We start from the raw sequence: 20,142 nt of genomic DNA on the forward strand, positions 1-20,142 counted from the left end.
TCTCATCGAGCTTCGACCTCTCCGGCGGGGCCGGGGCGGCGGAGCGCTCATGCCTCCCCGTCACCGAGGCCGCCCATGACGAGACGGCTGACGACGCTGTTCGCGAGTTGCTCGGCCTGGGGCCGCTCCATACCGGACTCCGTGGCCTTCTCCACAATGTTCTCCCAGATCTCCCGCAGAGCCTCTGGATTGAACCCGGGGAGCAGTGCTGCGGGCTCCGGCCGGCGCAGCAGCCTGCGCACGAGCTTGGCGGCGCGCGACTGGAGCCCGTCCAGCGCCGAGTCCGTCACCCGGTCGGCGGCTCGCTGCAGGACGGCCCAGACAATTGGAGTCACCAGGACGACGATCTCGCCCATCCCGAAGCCGAGGGGGTCGTCGCGCTTGGCCGAGCGGGTGAGCCGGACGCTGATCTCCGCGTCGTCTAGCCGCTGCAGTCCGGCGAGGAGCGGCAGCTCGTGAGGTGCGACGTCCTCCACCACGTCACGGACGATGTCGAAAAGCCGCTGGCTCCGGCTGCCGCCTTGCTCGTGATGAGTGGACTTGATACTCAACAGGCCCCCTCTTCACCCAAATGGCTTTGATCCGCGCAAGTGTAGTCAGCCACGGAGATCACAGCGGGGGAGTTCGCCGATCTGCCGAAGGCCGCGACTTGGGAACATCAGCGGGTGCCGCCACGGGGTTTGAGCCGGATGCCGGAGAGGGGGCGGGGAGTGGGCCGCCTGCGAAGCCTTCGACGTGACCGAAGCCCTCGCCCTCCATCCACACCTTGCGGAACGCGACGATCTCGTTGTGGGAGCGGCCGACGAAGTTCCACCACATGACGATCTCCTCGCCGAACGGCTCCCCACCGATGAGCAGCCCCTGCCCCCGCCCCGACAGCCACAGCCGTTCGCGCCCCGGCGGCAGGTACGCCAGCGACCCCCGCCACCTCCGCCACTTCACCGTCGAGCATCAGCAGCCCGTGCTCGAAGCCCGGATCGAGCGGCGCCTCGCAGGCGCCGTCCACCGAGATCTCGGCCTCCTCCAGCGGGCTGTACGTGGTGGCGGGCGAGACCACCCAGCCCAGTGACTCATGATCACGGCCGCCTCGAAGCCGGGACCAGAGAGGACCGGCAGCGACGCTTGGTGCTCGAAGCCCGGACCGGTCTGCCGGTGCCCGTCGGACAGGCCACCCAGAGCTGCACCCCGTGCAGGGGTGTGCGGCGACTCCTCATAATGCGAGATGCCGCGCCCTGCGGTCATGAGGTTGAGCTGCCCCGGCCTGATCTCCTCAGGCGTGCCGAGGCTGTCGCGGTGCAGCACCTCTTCCGCCATCAGTCAGCTCACCGTCTGCAGTTCGGTGTGCGGATGCGGCGGCACCCGCATCGTCGCTGGCCTGCGCGTGTTCTAGTCAGCCGAGCGGACCGTCCCCGGACTCGTCGGCACCGGCGGCCCTGGGGGCGAGCCCTGGTACGGCGGGGACCTACCCGGCCCTCCGCCCAGCGCTACGAGCGTGAATCCGCGCACGGGAAGGAAGCCGATGAGCGACGGCTGGCGACCGCGTTCGGCGGACGTGCTGGCGCTCCTGATCCAGGCGTACCTGGCGTACGTCCCCTGGCTCCTGGAACACGTCGGCGGGGCCTGGTGAGTTACCACCAGATCCCGGCCGAGGTGGCCGGCCCGGCGGCGGCCGGGCACCGGTCATCGGGTCACTTGACGATGATCTGATGGGTGGCCTGGGCCGGTCCGGTCCCGCCGTCCCCCGCATAGCTCGCGAGGTAGCTGTACCTGCCGGCGTTGGCGGGCGTGTCGGTGAACGTGTACGTGCCGTCGGCGTTCACCCTCACCGGCGGGAGCTTGACGGTCTTACCGCTGGTGCCCTTGACGTACAGGGTGCGCTGCACGGTGAGCGTGGACCCCGGAGAGGGCGGCCTGCCGCCCGACGTCAGGACGCCGCTCAGCTCCATGGCCGTGCCGGCGACGCCGGACTGTGGCCCTGTCAGGGTGAGCGTGGCTTCGCGCTTGACCGTCACGGTGACGGAGGCGCTGCTGCGGCGGTGGCCGTCGTCGCCGTCCCAGAATACCCAGTAGATCACCTCGCCGACGTACGGCGGCAGCTCGAAGACGGGCGTGTCCTGGAAGGTGAACGTGCCGTCCTGCCGCGTCGTCACGCCGGTGATCGGCAGTTTCGTCCAGCCGGGCAGGTACTGGATCACCGTGAGCGGCTTGAGCCCGAGCGCCTCGCCGTCGGCGCGGGTGAGCCGCCCCTCGACGGTGATCGGCGAGCCAGCGTACGCGTCCGCGGGGGCTGTCACCGTGAGCTTGGTGGCCGGTAGCGCGACGCCCGTCACCCGCCACAGCAGCAGCCGGTCCGTGGAGCTGCGCAGCAGCGCGAAGACGTCCGTGCCGGAGAACGCGACGCCGTCCGGGAGCAGTTCGGCGTCCGGCTGGTCGGCCGCGAACAGCTCCGCGCCCGTCGCGGCGTCGTAGAGGGTGAGGTCGGTGCTGCCCCACTGGCGTCCGGCTGCGACGTACGCGCCGTCCGAGCCGAGCGCCACGGCGGACGGGTACCCGTCCCAGCCGTCGCCGTAGGTGCCGGTCGCCGCCAGGGTCCTGGTGTCGTACCTGGTGAAGTGACCGGGGGTGTCGGCCGCGCTGAACAGGGTGCCGCCGTCGGAGCTCAGGGTGAGGTCGCGCAGGGAGTCGATGCGCCACTCCTCGCCGTCGATCGTGCCGCGCAGCGCGGGGGCGCCGTCGCCGAGGTCGTAGACCAGCATGTCGGCGTGGTGCAGGGCGGTCTGGCCGACCACGAGCGTGTCGCCGGAGGCCGCGAGCACGGGAGGCCGCAGGTGCTCGCCCCCGACCGCCACGGGCGCCGGTGTGGCCGCGCTCAGATCCAGGCCGACGACGCCGCCGGGGCCGTTGTCGCATCCGTGCCCCACCCACAACCGCTCGCCCAGCAACGCCAGGGTGGACGGGCAGGGGTGGGCCGACAGGTCGATCCGGCGGGTGACGGCGAGGCTCGCGGTGTCGATCTCGGCGACCTCGTTCGAGCCGGTGAGAGCCGCGTACAGGCGGGTGCCGTCCGCGTTCACGGCCAGCTCTTGGACGCCGGGCAGGCCGGTGACGACGCCGCCGGTGAGGTTTCCGTCAGTGTCGGCCACGATGATGCGGTCGCTGGCGGGAACGAACACCCGGCCGCCGCCGACGGCTAGGTCGGCAGTGTAGGAGTCAGTGACCCCGAGGTCGGTGGTGGTGCCGGCCGCCGAGGCGGCGGGGGCCGTGACGGTGAGCAGGCCGGTGATCAGGCCGGCGGCGCCGCAGTAAGCGGCTAATCGGCGAAGCAGGGATGGGGACACGAGAGCCTCCTGCCGGGATGTGAACATGCGTTCTAATAACGTCTCATGGGTGCTCCCACGTCAAGATCATCCGGTCGCGCGACACCAAACCGTGATCAAGCACCCTCCGGCGTTCGAGACCGGGACGATTGTCGGTGCCCGCTGACATAGTCGTCGCCATGACGATTCCCCTCACGTGGGTCCGCGCCGTCCGTGGCCACGAGCTGGCGCTGGACGGGATGACTCTGCGCTGCCGGAAGGCCGGCGGCCAACTGCTGGGGTCCGTGCCCAGGGCCGTGCGGTCCAACCGGGTCGGTGAGCAGTTCGCGGCGCTGCTTGAGCACCTGGACGGGCACGAGAAGGAGTGCCGCGCCACCGTAGAGTCATGGATGCTGAACGGGCTGCTGGGCTCCTCGCCGGGTGTGGCCCAACCCCTGATGGCGGGCCTGCCTGCGGCACCTGGTGGTCCGCGTAGAGGGGCGGGCCGAGCTGCTGGAGGAGGTGTCCGAGGACGGGCGGGTGAGCGTCAGGACGGCAGACGGCGTCCCGTGCGAGTCGCCACCCGGCGCCCTGGTGACTCCGGCGCACCCCCTCCTGCTGGACGCCCCGAGGCCGTGGCGCCGGCTGCTGGCGGAGCATGACGCCGTTCAGGGCATTGAGCAGGTGAGCCGCCGGGTCCATCGCGGGCGGGAGGGCCATGACCCCGAGCCATGTGACCCCGACCCTTCAAGATCCCGAAGTGTCACTGGAGTACTGGGTCACCGCGCCTCTTGCCCCGCCGCTGGGCTGCCATACCGTCAAGCCTGGCTAGGCGGGCATACGCGACCGACCATTACGTCACGGTCACTGCCGCATCCCGCCGCGGACCGAACGGCGCGTCATGCGAAGGTCCGCTTGGCCCGACGGTGGGGGCCGGGCCGGCCCCGAATGCATGTCTGCTTGGGCTGCCTCGCTCGACTGAGTGCTGTGGTGGCGGCCCACAGCTGGCCCACACCCAGCGAGCTTCAACGGGAACGGGCGGGACTCCATGGGACTGGAGGCCCGCCCGTACCTGCGATGCATGCCCTGGTCAGCGGCCAAAACCGCTGATCAAGATCGTGTGCCCCCTGTAGGATTCGAACCTACGCACCCGGCTCCGGAGACCGGACGGATTCATGCTTCCGACCTGCGGAAACGTTTGGTATGTGCCGGTGTCTGTACGTCTCTCGTACGTGATCAAGCCGCGGAGTCACTCCGTCCGACGCGGCAACCCCGACAGGTGCCGCCCCCACCAGTCGAGGATGGCGTCGAAGCGGGCCACCCGATGGCTGGGAAGCCCCGAGCGGGACAACTCATGCCCCTCCCCCGGGAACAGCAGCAGCTCCGTCTCCACCCCCCGCAACTGAAGCTTGACGAACAACCGCTGCGCCTGCTCCACCGGGCACCGCCAGTCGTGCTCCGAGTGGATGATCATAAATGGCTTGTCAATCTTGTCAGCGTGCGTGAGGGGGCTCTGCTCCACCCAGCGCGCCGGGTCTTCGCCGTACAGGTCACGCGCGAACGACCACCCGATGTCACTACTCCAGTGGAAACTGTCGATCGCGTTGACCGCGCGCTCGCTGATCGCCGCCTTGAACCGGTGGCCGTGGTGAGCAGCCATCCACGTGGCCATGAAGCCGCCGTGCGAGCCGCCGAGCACTCCGGCGCGGGAGGCGTCCAGGCCGCCGGTGGCCAGGGCGGCGTCGAACAGCGACAGCAGGTCGAGGGCCGACAGGTGGCCGACGTCGCCGAAGATGTGCCGGCCGTGCGCCAGGCCGGAGCCGGAGGAGCCGCACGGGTTGCCCATGACGACCGCGTAACCGGCCGAGGTGTAGATCTGAGCCTCGTCGAAGACGTGCCAGCCGTACTGCGCGAAGGGGCCACCGTGGATCATGAGCAGCACGGGGTGCGGCCCCTCGCCGGCAGGGCGGACGATCCAGCCGTGCACGGGTAGCCATCCGGGGCCGTGCCGGTGACCTCCTCGACGGGAGTACGTCGAGGCCGGGGCCGAAGGAGGTGAGGGGAATCTCCTTATCCTAGCGGAGGGCGACCAGTTCGCCGGGCCGGAGGTATGGGCGTCGGCGACGGCCACGACGGTGACATCGACGGCATGGGCGACGCCGTCGGTGAGCGTGCTGCCGCGCTCGTCATGGCAGGCGGCCACGAACGCCAGCAGCGCGCCGGTCGAGGAAGAAGCCCAGGTTGTCCCGCCGGTACTTGAAGCCGGTGATGCGGCGCGACCGTTCCTTCTCCGGCTTGTTCTCGCCGTACCGGCCCTCCTCGGGCACGCGCCCGACGAGGGCCAGCCGCCGCGAGTCGGGGCTCCACACCGGCTCGCTGACGCCGTACGGCTCGTCGGTCACCTTCCGCGGCTCGCCGCCGCCGGTGGGCATAACGTAGAGTTACCTCGCCCCGGCCGCCTACAGCGCCCTGCCCAAGGCCCTGCCTGCCGGCAACCGCGACACCGACACCCACACTCGGATACGCCACGACCGCATCGACCTCCCCGGTGTGGTCACCTTGCGTCTGGACGGCCGACTCCACCACATCGGCGTGGGACGAACCCACGCCCGAACCCACGTCATTCTGCTAGTCGCTGACCTGCACTTCCGCGTCGTCGACGCCGGTACCGGAGAGCTCTTGCGCGAGCTGACCATCGACCCCACCCGCAACTACCAACCCCAGGCAAACCCCAAAACGACGAAACCCCCGAACCCGTAGGTTCGAGGGTTTCCGATGTCCTGAGACATCACAGAGTGCCCCCTGCAAGATTCGAACCTGCGCACCCGGCTCCGGATAGGGGTGCAAGTTTACCCGTAGACATGCTTCCGACCAGGCGCTATGCACTGACGTCACTCGATCAAGGCAATGGACGGTCCACACATGGTCCACGATCACGCCCTGGCCTCATCGAAGGGTCCACTCGCGTGGAGTACTCTCGCCGCTGGACGCACGAAAGATCGAGGTTAGCCCCCCTGATACACCTCGACATTTATAATCACAGACGCTTCGGTCTTCGCGGACGTGTTCTTGAGCGTCTTCAAGATGTCCGGATGGCTCGCTAAATGCACAGACTGGAACGAATCGATAGCCAAAAAAGTGTTCCATTTAGTGGATTTCATCATGATAAACCACGGCCGCTCTTTACCGATTATCTCCCATCCACGCTCACGGAGGAGGCTGGCCGCTTTTCCGGTCGCCGCATTGGCGCTCGCACTGCCAAGGTCGATGACGAACGTATTCGCGAACTCGCCCGAGTCGTCCATGTCTACTTCTACACTGGACTCTGCCTGTACCAGCCCAATGCTCCGTACCTCATCAAGCGCGGCAGGAGGCACCTGATAAGTGGCAAGAGCCACCTGATGAGTAGCAGTAGTCATCTGATAAGCAGCCGGATCGTTCGCTCCGCATCCGGCGATGAAGGAAACTGCTCCAACGAACAGAGCAGCCAGCCTCCACACCCTGCCTCGCAGCACATGATCTTCTGTGCCTTGGCGGCGAGTTCCCCTGCCGCCGACACCAACCGTAACCAAAGCCGCCCCCATCCGATTTATCACATGAATATCCAAGCCTCGCCAGTGCCTGGCGCTAGCATTCTGTCCAGATCATTCTTGCGCTGGATTGCATTGCTTGCATTCGTGGAGTCTAGGTACTTATATTCACTTTGCACCCAGATGCGGAACTTGTCATATTTCGGAACCGGGTAGTTGACCGACCCGTCCTTGTTCCTGAACACCACTCCGGAGCATCCACAGTAAGCATACGCGGCCTCTTTATCGCTGATATGACGAGTGACCCCACTGCCCGCGTCTGTAACGAAAATGTTCTGCTTGAGATGCTTCATCCAGGCGGCAGTTATATGAATAGCTCTGACCGGATTGAACAGCTGCTTTGCAACATCTTTCAACGTCGCTTTCGTCCAGTCCCTTTCATGACTGTAGTACTTGATGAGCATCCATCGAGCCTTGTAGGCCTCCAGTTGACCAACGCCGAGCGACGCGTTCCACCCCTCTTCCTTTAGTGACACAAAGGCACCTACCCCTAGGCCTTCTGTCGCGTGCGTGCTCTCCCACATGAGCACTGCCGCGAGAACATATCTGCTGATCCCGTGCTTATCGGCGGCCTTTGCGATATCGCCACGATACTTGACAATCGCCTTGTATTTATCATAAACAGACTGCTTGCTCGGAGTATTGGAGGCGGCGTTGGAGCCAGCCGGGCCCCCCATTTCCGAATATGACACAGTTTGAGTGATGCCGAGCAACTCCTCCTCCGTGATCGAAGGATTCACGAAGTTGACCCACGAGATGAAATCTGTGAGTGAGGCACGCTCCTCGGCAGACATTTCCCAGTAGTCGGCTGGAGCCGTCATTCCGTTCGTCATCACGCCGATTCGCTTAGCCTCCTCGTCGCTGAAGGAGGGAAGACTCGGCAGGACATAGTTCTCGAAGTACCAGTCCATAGCGCCGTCCTCGGCGAAGTTCCAAGTCGCCTCGCCTGCGGTGGCACAGGCAGTGCAAACCTCCACGGCGCCGCCGCCTCCGTAGCAGCTTCCGATGCACGTGCCCCCGCCGCTCTTGCTGCTGCTATTGCCGCCGCCGATGATGATGCCGTGTTGGGCGTAGATGCTGGTAGCGGTCTGGTAGTCGACGCCTGAGGAGGAGGAGTTTCCTGGGGTGGCGATGGAGCCGCCGCCGATGACCGTGTAGTGGCCAGTGGGGTCGGTGCCGGTGACAGGTGAAGCGTTGGCGTAGGTGTAGCGGTTGGCCTGCACTGACGGGCTGGGGTTGAGGGCTGCAGTGTCGCGGCTGGTGAAGGTGCCGGTGCCGGGCTGATACCAGCGGGCGTGCATGTTGACCTTGTCAGTGTCCGGGTCGGTGTACTCGCCCTGGTAACCGAGCTGCGCCTTGGTGCCGGTCTGAGCGGCGACCTTGCCGAACGGGTCGTAGGCGGCAGAACTCTGCAGGGTGGTGGTGAAGGTGGCCACCACGTCACCGTGCAGATCACTCAGCGCTGCCATGGCCACGCCGGTGCCCTCCTTGAGCCCGAGCAGTGAGCCGCCGGGGTCGCGGGCGTACTTGGCCTGGACAGCGCCGCTGCTGTCGGTGATGGCGGCCAGGTCGTTGCCGAGTCCTGCGTAGGAGAAGGTCTGCTTGGCGGTGCCGCGAATGCGGCTGGTCATGCGGTCGAGAGTGTCGTAGTTGTAGAGGCTGTCGCCGTCGGCGGTCAGACGGTCGAAGGCATCGAAGGTGTAGTTCGTCGTGGCGCCCGCCTTGGTACTGCTGGCCAGGGTGCCGCGCGGCGTATAGGTGTAGTCGGTGCCGTCGCCGCTAGTCAGCCGGTTGCGCTCGTCATAGGTGAACGTCGCGTTCCCGGCCTTGGTGCGGTTGCCGGAGGCGTCCCACTCATACGCGGTCACCGCGCCGCCCGGTGCGGTCCAGGAGGTAAGCCGACCAGCATGGTCGTAAGTGTAGGCGTTGGTGCCTGCTCCCGCGGTGCCTGTGGTGGTTTTGGTGGTGAGGTTGTCGTCCTTGTCCCACCCGTAGGTGATCTTGGCCAGCTGGGTGCCAGAGCCGTTCTTCAGCGTTTGGCCGGTGACCCGATTCACGTTGTCGTAGTCGAAGGTCAGCGTGCTAGCCGTGCCACCGGTCGCGGTGACGGTCTTCAGCCGGCTGGCTGCGTCATAGCCGTAGGTGAGGGTGCGGCCTGTGACCGGATCCGTCGTTGTCTTCAACCGGTCGGCAGTGTCCCACGTGAAGGTGGCGGTGCCCGCGGCATCGATGCGTTGGGTGGGGTTGCCAAACGCGTCGTATGTGTAGGCGGTCTCCTGAGTAGTGCCGCGCGAGACCTTGAGCGGCAGGCTACGGTCGTTAAAGTCGACTGTCAGGTCCCCTGCCGTGGTGCGTCGGCCGGCCAGGTCGTAGCCGAACGTGCGTTCCGCCGTGGTGGCGCCACCGCCTGCACCGCTCTCCTTGGTGAGGCGGCCCAGGTGGTCGTAGGTCCGGTCAGTGCGCACCCCGCCCGGCTGGATGGTGGCCGTCTGGTTGCCCGCGGCGTCGTAGATGTGCGTCCAGGTGCGGTCGGCCAGGTCCGGGTGGGAGGTTGTGGCCGGCTCTGTCACCGTCTCGGCCAGCCCGAGGCTGTTATAGCTGGTCCAAGTGGCGTTACCCCGCCCGTCGGTGAGTCGGGTACGCGCGCCATTGGCGTCATAACCGAAACTCGTCGTGATCGACTTACTCGCCGACACCGGCTCCACCAGCGAGGTGGCACGATTCAGCGCGTCAAACGTCTGTTTAGCGACGTATCCTTCGGGCGAGATAGAGCTGGTCTGGTTGCCCACGAGGTCGTAATCCATGCCGTGAGTGCGCAGCACCGCGCCGGTGGAGTCCAGGTCCTTTGTCGCGATCTTGCGACCGGCCAGGTCGTACTCGGCGGTCGTCGCGTTGCCGTTCGGGTCCGTCGTTTTGACAGGACGGCCAGCCAGGTCGTAGTCCATGCTGGTCTTGCCGGCTGGGTCAGTGACCGTCATGGTCTCACCGGCTGCGTTGTGCGTGAAGCTGGTGACCTTGCTGCCCGGTGCGGTCTGCTTGATCAGCCGGCTCGCGTCGTCGTACTCCATCGTGGTGGTGTAGGCGGCGTTGGCGGGCCTGCGTTCGATCTGCGTGGCGGTGATCTGACGGCCGAGGTCGTCGTAGGTCGCCTGCTGGCGAGCGCCGGTCGAGTCTACGGTGGCGAGCGTCTCCCCTGCCAGGTCGTATTCCGTCACCCAGGTGCCAGCGGTCTGGCCGTCGAGGGCGGGGTCGGTGACGCGGACCTGACGACCGAGCTGGTCGTAGTCAAATGTGGTGACGTAGCCGCGCGGGTCGGTCGTGCTCTTGAGCTGCCCGGCCGCGTCATAAGAATGTTGGACCGACGGCGTGATCGCGCTTGCACCCGGTGGCGTGTACGTGGGTGCAGTACTGCTGGTCTGCCGCCCAGCCTTGTCGAAGGTCGAGATGAAGGTGCGGCCCTCGGCATCACGCTGGTGGGTCTGGTTGCCCACAGTGTCATAACCCGCAAGGTTGGACGGGCGGGCCGGGGCGGTGGTGCCGTTCTTGTCCACCTGCACCTGCGGCGCCTTCGTCTCCACCAGCCGTCCTAGCACGTCATAGCGCATCGTGGCGGTGTAGTCGGCCGCAGTGGCACCGTCGGCGTTACCTCGCGGGTCGGTGCTGGCGACGGCCAGACCACGATCGTCGTAGCTGGTGGTAGAGACGATGTCCAGGGTGCCGTTCTCGATGGTCTGCTTAGTCTGCTGGTTGATCTTGTTATAGGCGTAGCTGGTCGTCTCGGTGCGGCTGCTGCCGGCTGCTGTGCGGGTGGTCTTGGTGACGTTTACGTTCGCGTCATAGACGAACTCGGTGACCCGCTCCAACCTGTCCGGGTCCAGAACTCGGGTCATGAGCCGGCTGGCCTCGTCGTATTCGAAGAGGGTGATGGTGGTGCCGTTGCCAGCCATCTGCTCGATCAGGTTGCCCGCAGGGTCGTACTCCTCGGCTGCGACCACCACATCGCGGGCCGTGGCAGAGCCGTTCAGTTTGGCGTCGTCGGCGATCTGCTCCTTGAGCCGGTTGTCCCTCCAGTACACATTGGTGGTCTTGCGGCCCATCACGTCTACGGTGGAGGTCAGTCGTCCGCCCGGGTCGTAGCCTCTGGCTTCCAGAGGTACGTCCGTGGCCGGTTGCGGGTTGACAGGGCTACCGGTCCAGCCCTTCAGCGTGCTTGTGTACAGCTCACCGCGCTTGGTGTATGCCTGCTCGATCACCGTGCCACGCGCATCGGTGGTGCGGACAATCTGGCCTCGCGTGTTCCAGTCCTGCCGAGTGATCCCGCCTTCCGGGTCGGTGATCGAGTTCCGCCGGCCAAGCGGGTCGTAGGCATAGGTCATCAGCCGGTCTGGCTCGCCCCCGGTCAGGTCGTCAGCCGTCTGGGTCAGCACGTTGCCATCAGCGTCGTAGGTGATACGGGTCTGCGCAGTGTGGGTAACGTTGCTGATCTCGTTCTTCACCCCCGGCGCGGTCGTGGTGACCACCCTGCCACGGCCGTCGTAGACGAAGGTCGTCTTCGACCCGTCCGGTACCGCCTGCGACACGCGGGTGCTGGCGATCATCCGACCCAGAGCGTCGTAGTCCAGCTTGACGACCAGCCCTTCGGGGTTGGTCTGCTCGGCCAGGTCACCGGCGGCGGTGTAGCGGTATTGCCAAGCGCTGCCTCGAGCGTCGGCCTTGCTCTTCACCAGACCGGCCGGGGTGGTGCCACCGCCCACGGCGGGCTCGGTGCCGTCGGTGTAGGCGGTGCTCTCCGAGCGGCCCTGCGGGAAGTCTGTGGTGGCCGGGGTGGTCTGCTTGGTCTGCTCGCCGTAGCTGTTGTACTCAGTGGTGGTGGCGAACGTATTGTCGGTGTCGCTGGCCGAGCGGCCGTCCCGGTAGTCCGTCACCCGGTCGTTGCGCGGGTCGAACTGGTCGTTGGCGTTGAGGTAGTAGGTCCAGAATTCGATCGCGCATTCGCCCGCTGCGCGGCAATACTGCCGACCGAGAGTGTTGCCGCGCTTGTCCTGGTAGATCTCATTGGCGATGTCATTGCGATCAATCACCTTGGTCAAGAAGCCCGCCTGGTCGTACTCGTGCCAGGTGGTGTAGCCGAGCTGGTCAGTCTCGCCGCGGATGCGGTAGCCCCGCCAGGCGTCATACAGGTAGACCAGCGTGTTGTTGTCCGGGTCGGTCACGGTGACCTGGGCCTCGCCGGATTGCTGCTCGATCCCAACCGTGCCGATCTTCCAGGTGCCGCCGTTTTGGTCGACGTGGGTGGCGATGCGGTCGGTCTTGTCGTCGTAAGTGTTGGCGGCCCAGACCCGCCCAGACGGCAGGTTGACCTTGGTGAGCTTGTGTGGCGCGCCCGTGCGAGCAGCGTAGTGGGTCTGCACCTCGGCCGCAGTCAGCGGCTTGCCATACAGCGCGACCTCATCCAGCTGCCCCCGAAACGGGAACGCCTGTGCACTGGCGGGTACAGCCGGGGATTTAGCCGGATCGGTGACCCCGTTGCCTATCGTCGCGTACGGCCGCCAGGCCGTCACCGCGGCTGTCATGGTGCCGACCTGCTGACCATCCAGATACAGCGTTTGGTTCTGCCCAGCTACTGTCAGCGCCACGTGGTGCCATTGGCCGTCGTTCACCGCGCTGGTGGAGGTGATCGGGGAGGTGACGGCGTCCAGCGAGCCGCGTAGCTTGCCGTCGGTGCCCACATACAGCATCGCGCCCTTAGCCAGGCCGCTGCTCTCGCTGGTGCCCGCAGCCATGATCACCCCGGACTGGGCTGTCTTAAACCATGCCTCCACCGAGACCTGATCCCCCAGATGCGGGATCGTATTGGAGGGCAGCTTCACCACCGACCCTGCTGCGAACATAGCGGAGGTGTCGGTGGTGCCGGCCAGCGCGCCCTGCTGCCCCAATGTGATGCCCTGGTAGGAGAGGTCTCCGGCGCCGCTGCCGAGGTCCTCCCCGCTGCTGGTGCCGGATGCTTCGCCGAGCCGCCAGTAGCCGAACGGGTCGGAGTTGAGCATGTTGCTGCGATACAGCGACCCGCCGCCGTACTCGTACGTGGTGCAGTTCGGCGCCGCCACCGGCGCGCACACCTGCGTCAACCGGCCCTGGTCGTAGCTGTAATTCCATGTCAGGGCCTGGCCATCGACGGGGTCGCTGGAGATTGTCGCCACCTGGTTGCCCTGCCAGGTGAACGTCACCGACCGGCCACCCACCCCGGTCACCTTGGCCAGCTTCCCTCCGGTGTCGTAAGTCAGTTGCTGTGCCCGATTGCGCTGGTCCGTGATCGACGTCAGTTTGCCCTGGGCGTCGAACCGGTAGGTGGCTGCTGCCTTGTCCATCAGCCGCCAGGTGCCGCCGCTCTCCTCAGTCAGCGTGGCGTACATGCCGGGCGGCGGTTGGAACGTCCCATCTCCATTAGCTCGAAAGCGCACCTGCCGCCCATCCGGGTAGGTCACCAACGCCGACGTCGAGGTCCCGCGCACCTCCTTGACGATCTTCATGTCCCAGCGCGTCGACCAACCCGGCCCGAACATGCCGTCCGTACGCGGATCCATGCTGTTGTAGGTACGCACCACCGACAGCGGCGGCCCCACTGTCGCCACCTGCAAGTCCGTCGAGGTGGTGCTGTAGTTGCCCGTCTGCTGGTTGAACTCCTGCCCCGCCACACCCGAACTGGCCAGCTGCGAGGTCACCGCCGGCTGCCGCACACCGGTCGTGAACGTCAGCACTGGCGACGTCGTCGTCGAGAAATCGGAGGGATCCCGGATCGTGACCGTCCACCAGTACTGCGTCCCCCACGCCAGCTTCCCCGCCGGGACGGTCCAGCTGTTGCCGTTGCCCGCCACATACCCCGACGTCGTGCACCCGGTGCCAGACATCGACTCGACATCACACACCGTGAACGAATACGACAGCGCGCTGCCGCTGAGGCTCTGCCCCCACGCCCGCAACGACGGCGTCAACGAATCAACCAGATACCCCGACTTCGGATACACATCCACCAAGCTCGGCACGGCCAGCACCGACCGATCTGCCGCCTCCGCCCTAGCCACTCCCGGCGGCAAACCAGCCGTCTCCGGCGCAGCGGGCGCCGAATCGGTGGTTCGATCCTCCGCCGGCACCGCCCCCTTTGGCGCCTTGACCTCTGACCGCCACCCATCCGACGGCGCTGACACCGCCGAAACCTGCGTGGCCGACAGCAACGACGGCAATCCCGCAGCAGACCCCGCCATCTGCTCCGGCATCACCAACGACGACGCACTACCGTCCTCAACCGCCGCGACCGTGGAGGTCGCCACGGCTGGCTGCGCCGGTAACACCAGCAGACCAGGCGCCAAACCGGCCAGCGCAACAACCATTCCAACCGGACGAGGCCATGACAAGAACCGGCGCATGCGCCATCACACTCCGAACCACAACGAAGAACACCGACAAGGGCGCTAAACGTCACTCTCCGCCGCGGCGACAAGCGCCCCCGAACGGCTCGGAGCTGATCACTAGCCGACGATCAACGTAAGAAATCCCGACCTTCCCGACAAGACGCACGATCATCACAAATCGGAAACAAGCCTTATTTGGTACGTGACACTCCGTTAACGGTCAGACAGGATCCACTACAAGGACTCACCGTCTAAAAGCGCCAGTGCGAGAGCTCCCATTCGGCGAGGCGCGATCGTTACGGTAGGTCGTACTGGCTGGTGAGGGCCAGGGGTGCCCCATTCCGACTGTTCGGCGGCGCCGCATCGAACGGCCGGTCACGCCCTCAGCCCGGCTGGCCCCATTCGGATGGCGCCTAATGTCGGCAGGGGTGAACCCGGAGGGTGTCTTCTGCGTACATCCCGGCGTCTGGGCGTTTCAGGAGCCGGGGACGAAGACCAGCTCCGAAGAAGTGGTCGAAGTCCGCTTGCCACTTGGACACCAATCCAGCCGGAGCGACCACAAGAGCACGGCGGATCAGCCCGTTCCGCCGCATCTCCCGCAGGTACAGACCCGCCATGATGGTCTTTCCCGTACCTGGTTCGTCCGCGAGAAGGAAGCGAAGCTGTGGTTGCGGGAGCATCGCTCCCATACACCGCACTGATCTGGTGGGCATACGGTCGGAGGGTGGATTCGGGGGACGCGCTTGCGACCGACACCAACTACTCCACATGGCCGCCAGCGCCCGCTCCGATGGAACGCCACCGTCGGGAGTGAGGACAGAGACACTTGAGGCTTCATCGCTGGTGAGGGCGACTTTGTGAAAGAGATTTTCACCGTCTACACCGACGTAGAGAACCCACAGCCCGCGCGTCCACATGAGCAAAGTCCACGGTGACCCATTCCGCAGGGCCTCGCGGCAGCCGTACCCGCTGGCCGGGTTCGAACACCATCCGCGTTCCCGCCCGCAGCACGGGCTGACGTCCACGAGCTGCCGCCGGCGCTCGTCGTGCCGTAGCCGAGCCCTTTCTGTCAGGGCGACATGGATTAAGTCGGTCGGCCTGGCTCGACCACCGTGGAGCCGAGTTCAGCGAGTCAGCCTGCCGACTCGGCGCAGCCGTGGACGTCCAAGGTTGACCCTGCTCGGCGACGATGAGGAGGTTCTGCTCATACCGCGAGCAGTAGTGTGTGGTAGTTCCGCCCTCCTTGGCGGCAAGATGGTCTCAGGCGAAGATCGTGCGCACGACGTGGCCAAGTTCTTCCGAGGCCAGGCAGACCAGCTGTTTGGGACGCTTTCCCTTCATGAGTCGGGCACGGTCAGATTGGATAGCGGCGTCAGAAGTCAAACTCTCCGTTGCGGACACCAGCGGTAAATGCCGCCCACTCAGAGCGGGTGTACAGCACCACTGGCCCTTCGGGATCGAGGCTGTGTCGGACCGCGATGTGCGTGCCAAGGTCGGCAGCCTCGACACACTGACCGTTGCCCCCGCTGAAGCTGCTTTTGAGCCATTCGGCTCCGGTCAGGCCAATCTCTTCCATTAAGCCCTCCTCTCAGTCCTCTTCCAGCACTTTGGCCAACAGAGCATCTGTCGCCTCTGGGCCGAGGGCCAACTCCTGCAGGTCCGTGAACATAAGGCTATATCGCCCGATATCTTCCTGACTCTCCAAGAAGAGGTCGTTCGTGCTCGACTCGATGTAGACGACGTCCTGTGCTTCCTCGAAGCGCAGGATCGCGAAGCTTCCGTGCATCCCGGGATGAGCCCCGGTCTCGTACGGGATGACTTGCAGTCTGATGTTCGGCCGGCGCGACGCCTCCCTCAGGTACTCCACCTGCGTACGCATGGCGGCCTTACCTCCGACCAACCGGTGCAGCACCGCTTCATCGATGACGGCGTCCAAGGTCAGTGGTTCCTGCTGCGTCAGCAGCTCCTGGCGCTTCAGCCTCGCCGCCACTCGGCCATCCACCTCTTCCGGAGACGCTTTCGGCGCCGAGCCCGCGATGACTGCCCTCGCGTACGCCTCCGTCTGAAGCAGACCGGGAACGAAGGAGGGCTCGAAGTTGTGGAGGGCGGACGCCTCTCGTTCGAAGCCGATGTACGCGGCGTACGGGCCAGGCAGGTATTCCGCGGTGGGCTGCAGCCAAGTCTCCTCTGACGCCGCCCGGAGAAGGGCCTCCAACTCTTCCCGGCGTTCCGGCGAAGTCCTGTAGAGGTCGCAGAGCGTCCGCAGGGTGCGGAGTTGCGGTTTGGTCTTGGCCGTTTCGAGGCGGAACAGGGTGGACGCCACCAGTCCTGTCTCATTGGCCACCTGCTGATGACTGAGGCCGGTTTCCTCCCTGAGCTGGCGCAACTGCAGAGCAAGTCGCCTCAGGCGGGTCGTAGGGGCCTTATAGCGTGCCACGTCGGACAGCGTAGCCGACCTTGGTCGCGAAGTGCAGGTGCAGTATTGCATTTGCAGTGATGCTCATGCACGATGGCTTTGCGTAGCCGGAGCGTGGCGATTGGTGATCGCCTCGTCGTCTGTCCGCTACGCGCGCATGCCCTCGATCCCCGGCGATGAAGGGTGGATGAACCCGTGCGATGGCCCCGGGCGCGAACATCACAGATGCCAATACCTCAAAGACGACGTACGCCTCAGGAAGAGCAGTATGTCTGCCTGGGGAAACTGGCATGGTCCATGCGAGAGGCCGGCGTGGCCCTCTCGATCTCGCTCGTCTTGCGGAAGCAAGACGAGCCCTTTGTGCTCGTCTCACGCGCCTCCACTTCGGAAGAACTGCGGGTGCAGGCCGCCATCCGAGAGGGGCAATGCGTCTTCACCTGGGGGCGCGGACGTGAGCGATGGGCGGACATCAGCGATGCCGGTTTCCAACGGCTCTGGAAGGCGGCGCAGTGAGCAGATTCCTCGCTGAACTGGTCGTCCCCGGGGAGCCCTGGTCAGTGCCACTGCTTCGGCACTTCGTTGGACGGGTGCTAACGGTGGCTGGGCACCGCAACATCGACAACGCCCAGCTAGTGACCAGCGAGCTGGCGGGAAACGCCGTCCTGCACACTCGATCGGCACGGCCCGGCGGCCTGATCACCGCCGAGGTGACCGAAGTCAACAAAGCGCTTGTCCGCATCGAAGTGATCGATGAGGGATCCGTGACCCTCCCCCGTCCCCGAACGGTCAGTGACTACGCATGTCACGGTCGCGGGCTGCGTCTGGTGGAGCTCCTGTCCGAACGATGGGGCATACGTCTGAAGCCCCTCAGGTGGAAGACCGTATGGGCTGAGGTGCTCACCTCCGAAGACGCTCTGGCCGCGACCATGAGCGTCTCCCTAGACGAAGCCGAGACATGATGGCTCTCCATTGGCGAGCCGGAGGGGTAGGCCCGGCCGGTGGTCAGGGCAGCCCGCGTCTGACATCGCAGGGCTCCGGCTGCGAGCAGCCGGATTGGATCGCTCCATCTGTCGATGGTCGATCATGAACGGCCCCTTGACTTCAGGTAGCCAAGTGAAGATCACGGGGCTGGAGCACAGCCCACCAGCTACTCGGGCGTGCAAGTCGCTGATCGGCGAGTGCGGGGTGATCGTGGCGGTGTCGCACTTCGGCAAGCGCGCCTTGGTCGAACTCGATACCCCAAGGTCCGAGTGCCCTCAGGGTATACGGCGCTGGTCGGTGGGTTTGGATGACCTGACCCATCTGGGTCCCGGGATCGGTCCTCGGAGACGAAAGGCCAGCCCAGTCACTGGCCTCACCGGTAGCGGTTCGCGCATCGTTCAGCACGCGGTGTGGGAGGGCGAGGAAAAGAGTCTCTGCGGCGAACTCGTGCGCCCTCTACCTTTCACCGGCTGGTCTGTGCCGTTCTCCGGCTCATCCCGAAGAGCCTGCCGCGACTGTGCCGGCCTGACGGCGGACGCGTTGCCGCCCGAGTCAACAGACTGAGGGGGTGTGGTCTGCGCTGACGACGCCCATGCGCTCCGCCAACCCGGACCATGAGAAGGCGTCCTGGTCTCCGCTCCGGAAGCGGAATCCGTGCACGCCTGGCTCCACCGCACCGGTACGGCACGCTTCACCGTCCGCGAGGCGTTCACCGCCCTGCCTCGCAACCGCTTCCGCAAGGTGGGCGAACTGGAGACACCGCTCGACCTCCTGGAACAGCTCGGCTGGATCCGCCGTGAGCCCGAGCCACCTCGCACTGGCCCCGGCCGTCGCCCTTCGCCCGCCTACGCCGTCCACCCCTGCCTGCACGACCCGAGCCACACAGGGATGCGCCCGTGAAGCCCACCGCCATCAGCATCGCCCACGCCAGTAACCGCACCGGCATCTGGATGACCGTTCCAGAACTGCTCGCCGAACTCGACGTCAAGCGCCGCACCTGGCAGCGATGGCGTGCCCTCGGCGTGGCCCCACGCTGCCACCGGCTACCCAACGGCGAACTCCGCATCAAGCGCCGTGACTTCGAATCCTGGCTCGACTCGCTGGCCGAAACCCGGAGGGCAAGCTGACTATGAAGAGCTACAACGTCCGCATCTGGAAGATCTCCACCCGGAAAGACGGCCTCAACAATCACATGGTGCGGTGGGTCGTGGAAGGCAAGGTGTTCACGGAGCACTTCGCCACCTGGGAACTCGCGGACAGCTTCCGGTCCGACCTGAAGAAGGCGACCCAGAACGGCGAGGCGTTCGACACTAAGACCGGCATGCCCGACTCCAAGAACCGCACGCACGGCTCCGTCACCTGGTACACCCATGCCTGTGACTTCGTGGACACCCGCTGGTCGAAGGTGTCCGGTAGGCAACGCATCTCGATCGCCGAAACCCTCGCGGCGGTGACACCGCTCCTGGTTCGTGATCGGCGCGGCGCGCCGTATCCCCGGGTTCTGCGCTCCGCCCTCTACCAGTGGGCGTTCAACAAGCAGCACCGCAACGCCGACAAGCCTGACGAGATCGCCGAGGCTCTCGCGTGGATCGCTAAGGCATCCGTTCTTGTGACTGATCTCGCCGAGTACGACCGCATCACGACCGCGCTGGACGCCTGCGCCCGCAAGCTTGACGGTACAGCCGCTTCTCCGGGCTACTACAGCCGTCGTCGTCGTGTCCTCTTCAATGTGCTCCGCTACGCCGTCTTCAAGAAGCGCCTAGCCAAGAACCCGCTCAGCGAAGAACTCGACTGGAAGGCACCCGAGGCCGAAGTGTGCGAGGAGGTAGACCCCGCCGTGGTGGCGTCTCCAAAGCAGGTGCACGAGCTGCTCACCGCCGTCAGCTACGCCGGATGGCGACGCGGGGATCGGCTCGTCGCGTACTTCGCCTGCATGTACTACGCCATGATGCGGCCGAGTGAAGTAGCGGCCCTTCATCGGGAAGACTGCACGCTCCCTGAGAAGGGCTGGGGACGACTCCTGCTCAGCGGTTCCGCTCCGACCGTAGGAACCAAGTGGACCGACAACGGCCAAGCCCACGAACAGCGCGGCCTCAAAGGGCGTCCGCGCAAGGCAAAGCGCATCATCCCGATCCCGCCCGTGCTGGTTGCCATCCTCCGCACTCACATTAAACGCCATGGCGTAGCCGCGGATGGCCGGCTGTTTCAAACCGAACGCGGAGGCGTGCTCTACAAGTCCGGCTACGTCCGCACCTGGAAGACGGCCCGCACTCTGGCATTGACGCCGCCGCAAGTCGCTTCCCAACTCGCCAAGCGGCCCTACGACCTGCGCCACGCTGGCGTATCACTGCGTCTCAATGCCGGGGTGCCCGCCACTCAGGTAGCGCAGTGGGCAGGCCACAGTGTCGAAGTACTTCTGACCTCATGAATTCGCGAGCCATTCGGCATCC

Annotated in this window: 16 protein-coding genes; 5 read left to right on the forward strand and 11 right to left on the reverse strand. The window is 65.7% G+C overall.

The window, feature by feature from the left end; translation table 11 throughout:
- Positions 1 to 47: 47 nt before the first annotated feature.
- From ACIBQ1_RS14095 to ACIBQ1_RS14110, 4 genes are all read right to left on the reverse strand, one after another.
- Positions 48 to 551, reverse strand: coding sequence for a hypothetical protein (locus ACIBQ1_RS14095; RefSeq protein WP_397277383.1), 504 nt, complete (start codon positions 549 to 551; stop codon positions 48 to 50).
- Positions 552 to 609: 58 nt separating this feature from the next.
- On the reverse strand, positions 610 to 942 hold the full coding sequence (locus tag ACIBQ1_RS14100; protein WP_397277384.1) for a pirin-like C-terminal cupin domain-containing protein: 333 nt from the start codon (positions 940 to 942) through the stop codon (positions 610 to 612).
- A 9-nt stretch (positions 943 to 951) separates the two neighbouring features.
- A complete protein-coding gene (locus ACIBQ1_RS14105; protein ID WP_397277385.1) occupies positions 952 to 1,314 on the reverse strand; it encodes a pirin family protein in 363 nt (120 codons plus the stop codon).
- Between the two features lie 374 nt (positions 1,315 to 1,688).
- Complete coding sequence (locus ACIBQ1_RS14110; protein WP_397277387.1) at positions 1,689 to 3,338, reverse strand: YncE family protein; 1,650 nt, start codon at positions 3,336 to 3,338, stop codon at positions 1,689 to 1,691.
- A gap of 429 nt (positions 3,339 to 3,767) precedes the next feature.
- Between ACIBQ1_RS14110 and ACIBQ1_RS14115 the strand changes: the two genes are divergently transcribed.
- Positions 3,768 to 4,406 carry a DUF4132 domain-containing protein gene (locus ACIBQ1_RS14115; RefSeq protein WP_397277677.1) on the forward strand — a complete coding sequence of 213 codons (639 nt, stop codon included), beginning with the start codon at positions 3,768 to 3,770 and terminating at the stop codon, positions 4,404 to 4,406.
- Between the two features lie 139 nt (positions 4,407 to 4,545).
- On the opposite strand, the gene ACIBQ1_RS14120 is transcribed toward ACIBQ1_RS14115, so the two are convergent.
- From ACIBQ1_RS14120 to ACIBQ1_RS14150, 7 genes are all read right to left on the reverse strand, one after another.
- Entirely contained in the window at positions 4,546 to 5,499 is a 954-nt protein-coding gene (locus ACIBQ1_RS14120) for an alpha/beta hydrolase family protein (RefSeq protein WP_397277389.1), read from the reverse strand.
- Entirely contained in the window at positions 5,483 to 5,728 is a 246-nt protein-coding gene (locus ACIBQ1_RS14125) for a hypothetical protein (protein ID WP_397277391.1), read from the reverse strand. The genes ACIBQ1_RS14120 and ACIBQ1_RS14125 overlap by 17 nt, the downstream gene beginning before the upstream one ends.
- Before the next feature lie 573 nt (positions 5,729 to 6,301).
- On the reverse strand, positions 6,302 to 6,904 hold the full coding sequence (locus ACIBQ1_RS14130) for a hypothetical protein (protein WP_397277393.1): 603 nt from the start codon (positions 6,902 to 6,904) through the stop codon (positions 6,302 to 6,304).
- Positions 6,889 to 14,274, reverse strand: coding sequence for a LamG-like jellyroll fold domain-containing protein (locus ACIBQ1_RS14135; RefSeq protein WP_397277395.1), 7,386 nt, complete (start codon positions 14,272 to 14,274; stop codon positions 6,889 to 6,891). Before ACIBQ1_RS14135 ends, ACIBQ1_RS14130 begins: the two co-directional genes overlap by 16 nt.
- 434 nt (positions 14,275 to 14,708) lie before the next feature.
- Positions 14,709 to 15,212 carry an SNF2-related protein gene (locus ACIBQ1_RS14140; protein ID WP_397277397.1) on the reverse strand — a complete coding sequence of 168 codons (504 nt, stop codon included), beginning with the start codon at positions 15,210 to 15,212 and terminating at the stop codon, positions 14,709 to 14,711.
- A gap of 455 nt (positions 15,213 to 15,667) precedes the next feature.
- Positions 15,668 to 15,871 (reverse strand): DUF397 domain-containing protein, encoded by a 204-nt coding sequence (locus ACIBQ1_RS14145; RefSeq protein WP_397277399.1) that lies wholly within the window; start codon positions 15,869 to 15,871, stop codon positions 15,668 to 15,670.
- A 12-nt stretch (positions 15,872 to 15,883) separates the two neighbouring features.
- The gene (locus ACIBQ1_RS14150; protein ID WP_397277401.1) at positions 15,884 to 16,732 is read right to left on the reverse strand and encodes a helix-turn-helix domain-containing protein; all 849 of its coding nucleotides are present in this window, start codon (positions 16,730 to 16,732) and stop codon (positions 15,884 to 15,886) included.
- Between the two features lie 488 nt (positions 16,733 to 17,220).
- On the opposite strand from ACIBQ1_RS14150, the gene ACIBQ1_RS14155 reads away from it, so the two are divergent.
- The 4 genes from ACIBQ1_RS14155 to ACIBQ1_RS14170 all read left to right on the forward strand — a co-directional run bounded on the left by ACIBQ1_RS14155 (position 17,221) and on the right by ACIBQ1_RS14170 (position 20,120).
- Positions 17,221 to 17,670, forward strand: a complete 450-nt coding sequence (locus tag ACIBQ1_RS14155; protein WP_397277403.1) for an ATP-binding protein — start codon at positions 17,221 to 17,223, stop codon at positions 17,668 to 17,670.
- A gap of 676 nt (positions 17,671 to 18,346) precedes the next feature.
- A complete protein-coding gene (locus ACIBQ1_RS14160; protein ID WP_397277405.1) occupies positions 18,347 to 18,592 on the forward strand; it encodes a hypothetical protein in 246 nt (81 codons plus the stop codon).
- Entirely contained in the window at positions 18,589 to 18,819 is a 231-nt protein-coding gene (locus ACIBQ1_RS14165) for a helix-turn-helix transcriptional regulator (protein WP_387646264.1), read from the forward strand. Before ACIBQ1_RS14160 ends, ACIBQ1_RS14165 begins: the two co-directional genes overlap by 4 nt.
- Before the next feature lie 2 nt (positions 18,820 to 18,821).
- Positions 18,822 to 20,120: a tyrosine-type recombinase/integrase gene (locus ACIBQ1_RS14170; protein WP_397277407.1), complete on the forward strand. Its 1,299-nt coding sequence runs from the start codon at positions 18,822 to 18,824 to the stop codon at positions 20,118 to 20,120.
- Positions 20,121 to 20,142: the final 22 nt, after the last annotated feature.

It is taken from the genome of Nonomuraea sp. NPDC050153 (assembly GCF_044460125.1).
In the GTDB taxonomy this organism is placed as follows: Bacteria; Actinomycetota; Actinomycetes; order Streptosporangiales; family Streptosporangiaceae; genus Nonomuraea.

Coding starts and splice junctions, on each gene's coding strand:
- ACIBQ1_RS14105 (WP_397277385.1), bottom strand. CDS start 1,314: ATGGCGGAAGAGGTGCTGCACCGCGACAGCCTCGGCACGCCTGAGGAG.
- ACIBQ1_RS14125 (WP_397277391.1), bottom strand. CDS start 5,728: ATGCCCACCGGCGGCGGCGAGCCGCGGAAGGTGACCGACGAGCCGTAC.
- ACIBQ1_RS14135 (WP_397277395.1), bottom strand. CDS start 14,274: ATGGTTGTTGCGCTGGCCGGTTTGGCGCCTGGTCTGCTGGTGTTACCG.
- ACIBQ1_RS14140 (WP_397277397.1), bottom strand. CDS start 15,212: ATGTGGACGCGCGGGCTGTGGGTTCTCTACGTCGGTGTAGACGGTGAA.
- ACIBQ1_RS14145 (WP_397277399.1), bottom strand. CDS start 15,871: ATGGAAGAGATTGGCCTGACCGGAGCCGAATGGCTCAAAAGCAGCTTC.
- ACIBQ1_RS14170 (WP_397277407.1), top strand. CDS start 18,822: ATGAAGAGCTACAACGTCCGCATCTGGAAGATCTCCACCCGGAAAGAC.